We start from the raw sequence: 3,897 nt of genomic DNA, 5'->3' as shown, positions 1-3,897 counted from the left end.
GCTAGAGTGTGTCTTGAGTGCTGTCGTTTTGTGGTTTAGGGATAGGTCGCCCACGGAGATCGACACAGTATCTTACACTCTTCCCCTACCCGACGCGCTTCCGATCTGCTCGACACGGCGCACGAGCGCGTCGGGCGCGGCCCAGCTCGCGGCAACGTCGTCGTAGCCTGCCGGCGAGCCGGGCCGCCACACCGGCTGGCCAAGCTGCGTGAGCAGCGGCGCGACCTTCAGGTCGCCGGAGTCGCGCCAGCCGAGCCCGCGCAGCGACGACACGGCCCACTCCCACGGCGTCTTGAACTTGCGGTTGACCGGCGCCCACGCATCGGGCGCGTCGACGAGCGCGCGATAGACGGTCGGCAAATCGCCGCCGCTCGCATCGAACGCGCGGGCGAGCCGGTCGGTCAGCGCAGGCGGCGGATTGTCGGCGACGAAATGGCGTGCAAGCTGGAACGCGATATGCCGGCCGGTCGCCTCCGAATGTGCGAGGTCGTGCAGGATCGCGCGCGCCTGCGCTTCGCCGGGCTGGTCGTAGCTGCGCCCCATCACGGTCCGCACGCCGGGCTCGTGCAGTTTCGGGCGGAACACGAACGCGCCGGGCGCCGCATCGCCGGGCTGCGGGCCGCGCCCGCCGGCGATGCTCCAGCCGGTCAGCGCACGCGCGAATTCCGTCACGTCGGCCTGCGTGTAACCCGTGCGCACGCCGAGCGTGTGCAGCTCCATGATTTCGCGCGCGAGATTCTCGTTGAGCCCGCGCTTGGCCGTCGGATTGCGCGTTTCGGCGCGCAGCGCGGCCGGGCTGTCGGGGCCGACCGAGCGCGCCTGGTCGAGGAACAGCTGCATCGCGGGATGCTGTTCGACGGCGACCAGCATGTCCTCGAAACGGCCGAGCACGTGCGGACGGATCGCGTCGCGTTCGAACGCGCCCGCGTACGCTGCCACCGGCCCCTTGTCGACCGATACCGCGAAATGGTTCGCCCAGAAATGCACGAGACGCTCGACGAACGGCGCGGGCGCATTCAGCGCGCTGTTCATCCGCGCGACGACGGCGCTGCGATACGTGTCGTTGCCGTCGCGCCGGATCGACTGCTCGGTCGCGCGCTTCGTTGCCGGATCGTTGGCCGTCATCGCATTGCGCGCATTCGCGAAGCGCGTCGCGAGCGCCACCGCGTCCGGCTCGCCGGCCCACGCGGCCGGCCGCGCGTCGTAACGGTCGAATTGCGCGACCAGCGCCGCCTTCGGGTCGGCAGGCGACGCTTCGTCGGCGCGTGCGCCGAGACCGAAGCGGTTCAGCGCGATGGCGGCCGGTGTGATGTCGTTCGGGTGATCCATGGAAGGGCTCTCGCGATGCGTACCCGTGTTTAACGTCGGTCGGCGGAAAATCCGTCGCCGGGAATGCGAATATTTCTGGTGCGTCGCGCAGCTTCGAATGCACGCGTGTTGCCGTTCGCATTCCCGTCGCGGATTCGGCTGACGAATGCAGTGAATCGGTGAGCGATCAGCCGCTGTACCGGGGTGCCGTGTCCCTGCGAAGGACGGGCATGTTTCGACATTCGGCTAACAGGCTTTCACTGGCCTGACCGGCATGAATCCCGTCGGCAAACTCGCCGGCCGCAGCCGCCGGGACGCTTGCCGTTCCCCGAAAGCCACCTAGACTCAATGGAATGTCTCGCCCCGCGTCGCGGCGCTTCTTCGTCTCGCCCCAAAGCAAGAATTCGGTACAACCGGAGACTGACCATGACCAAGCTGCTCGCCATCCTTCTGCTGACTCCCGCCCTCGCTTTTGCCGATCAAGCGGCCTTTCCCGAAGGTTCCACCACGCCTGCCGCGTCGGACATCCAGCAACGTCTCGCGGGCAAGGCATTCGACATCAAACTGGCGGACGGTACCCAGTGGCATGTCCAGTACGGCAATAGCGGCGACTACGATTTCAAGTCGAGCCAGGGATTTGCCGATCACGGCGACTGGAAGGCCGAGGACGGCAAGGTGTGCAGCAAGGGCCGCAAGATCCCGTATTCGTGCAACGACGTTCGCGTGAAGGGCGACGACCTCTATCTCAAGCGCGACAACGGCGAAATCATTCAGTTTGTCGAATCACATTGAGCGTTGCACGTCGGGAAGGTGACGACCGTTCGAGCCAACACGGCTCGACACGCATCGCATCACACTGCGTCGACAAGACGCCACAACATTGACCAGGAGAAGCTGCCGCATTCCCGCCTGCCGCGGCGGAATGCGCCGGCCACCGCTACGATGCCCACTCTTCCCGTCAGCTTGCGTGCCCGGTTTCGTTGGGCCGGTTCGATGCGTCCGCCGTCGCGCTGGACCCGCGCCTGGCTCATTGCCGTCGCGCTGACGCTGCACGGCTATCCGGCGCATGCGCAGAGCCAGCCCAAGGTCGTCGACATTCCGACCCGTCCCGGCGTGACGCAACGGTTTCTGTTCATCGCGCCGGACGTACCGAAGGCCGCGGCCATTCTCTATGCCGGCGGACATGGCGGGCTGCAACTGGAACCGTCCGGACGATTCGGATGGGGTGCAGGCAATTTTCTCGTCCGCACCAGGCAGCTGTTCGTGAAGGACGGCATCGCCGTCGCGGTCATCGATGCACCGAGCGACCGGCAATCCGCGCCCTACCTCAACGGCTTTCGACTTTCGCAAGAACACGCCGACGACGCGCGTGCCGTGATCGCCTGGTTGCGGGAGCAACTGCACGTACCGGTGTGGCTGGTCGGAACGAGCCGCGGCACCCAGTCCGCCGCGTCCATTGCGATTGCACTGGCCGGCGGCGGCGGGCCCGACGGTATCGTGCTGACGTCCACCATCCTCCGCGAAGATCGAGGCGGCACCGCGGTCACGGACATGAACCTGGCCAGCCTCAGGATTCCGGTGCTCGTCGTTCACCACGAGAAAGACGGTTGCAAGTATTGTCCGGTGTCCGAAACGGATACGCTGTTGAAGAAGCTGGACCAGTCTTCGAAGGCCGAACTGATGATCGTGTCGGGCGGCACGTCCCGGGGCGATCCGTGCGAAGCGTTTGCCTATCACGGCTTCAACGGCCTGGAGAGCGGCGTGGTCGACGCGATCTCCGCGTGGATGCTTGCACGTTGAACGTGCCAGCCTCGTTGCGCAGTTACGGTTGCCGCTCGCGATCCTTCACTGAAGCCTGCCTGCAAGCAAACCTTGCGGATCAGCCTTCCGCAACCGGGTTGCGCGTCACTGAAAGCGCATGCCGCCGCACGTAGCCCGCGCGGCGTTCGCTTACTTGCTCGCCGCGTCGCCCTGCTTCTTCTGAAACTTCGGCGGCAACCGCCAGTTACCGCTACGCCGCAATCCGTCGACGAACTTCGCGCGCTCGTCCGGCGTCAGCGTCGCCGCGAAATCGACGACGCTGCGCTCGACCTGCGTACGCAGCGCGGTATCGGCCGCACGTGTGCGATCGAGCGCGGCGTCGATCGCCGTACGATCGAGTTGCGGCGCGGCGAGCAGATCCAGCACGGTGATCCGGTCGTCGCGCCCTTCCCGCGCGAAATCGCGGCCGTCCTTGCGCGCCGCCTTCAGTGCCTCGGCGAATTCCTGCTGGCGCGTGTCCGGCAATTCGTCCGCGGCGAAACGCAGTGCGGTGCGCGACGCCGGTGCGCCCGCGGCCCGCAGGTCGCGATGCGTCGAAAACCACTGATATGCGCCGCCGCCGATCGCGCCGAGCATGAATACGTTCAGCACGACCGAACCGACGAGGACGAATTTCCAGCCACGCTCACTCATTCATCACTCCAGTCCACGCTCGGCCCACCGAACGTCGTTGTCAGATAGCCCGGCTCATGCGCAGGCGGCACGCTGCCGAGCATCAGCATCGACACGGCCACCGCGCCCGCGAGCGCGCCGGCCAGGCCCACGCCA

General features: G+C 66.5%; 3 protein-coding genes and 1 pseudogene. 2 read left to right on the top strand and 2 right to left on the bottom strand.

The genetic code is table 11. From position 1 onward, the window contains the following. Positions 1-87 precede the first annotated feature (87 nt). Positions 88-1,329, bottom strand: a pseudogene (locus tag G3O00_RS40865) (DUF1800 domain-containing protein); the annotation flags it as partial. Positions 1,330-1,734: 405 nt separating this feature from the next. Here G3O00_RS40865 and G3O00_RS40860 point away from each other — a divergent pair. Continuing rightward, the gene (locus G3O00_RS40860; protein ID WP_206146392.1) at positions 1,735-2,100 is read left to right on the top strand and encodes a hypothetical protein; all 366 of its coding nucleotides are present in this window, start codon (positions 1,735-1,737) and stop codon (positions 2,098-2,100) included. Positions 2,101-2,301: 201 nt separating this feature from the next. After that, entirely contained in the window at positions 2,302-3,108 is an 807-nt protein-coding gene (locus tag G3O00_RS40855) for an alpha/beta hydrolase (RefSeq protein ID WP_174929496.1), read from the top strand. A gap of 150 nt (positions 3,109-3,258) precedes the next feature. Here the strand turns inward: G3O00_RS40855 and G3O00_RS40850 are convergent, their stop codons facing one another. Beyond that, positions 3,259-3,762 (bottom strand): periplasmic heavy metal sensor, encoded by a 504-nt coding sequence (locus G3O00_RS40850; RefSeq protein ID WP_174929497.1) that lies wholly within the window; start codon positions 3,760-3,762, stop codon positions 3,259-3,261. Positions 3,763-3,897: the final 135 nt, after the last annotated feature.

It is taken from the genome of Burkholderia sp. Ac-20384, from assembly GCF_017104605.1.
Lineage (GTDB): Bacteria > Pseudomonadota > Gammaproteobacteria > Burkholderiales > Burkholderiaceae > Burkholderia > Burkholderia lata.
This window is presented reverse-complemented; position numbering and strand designations above follow the sequence as displayed.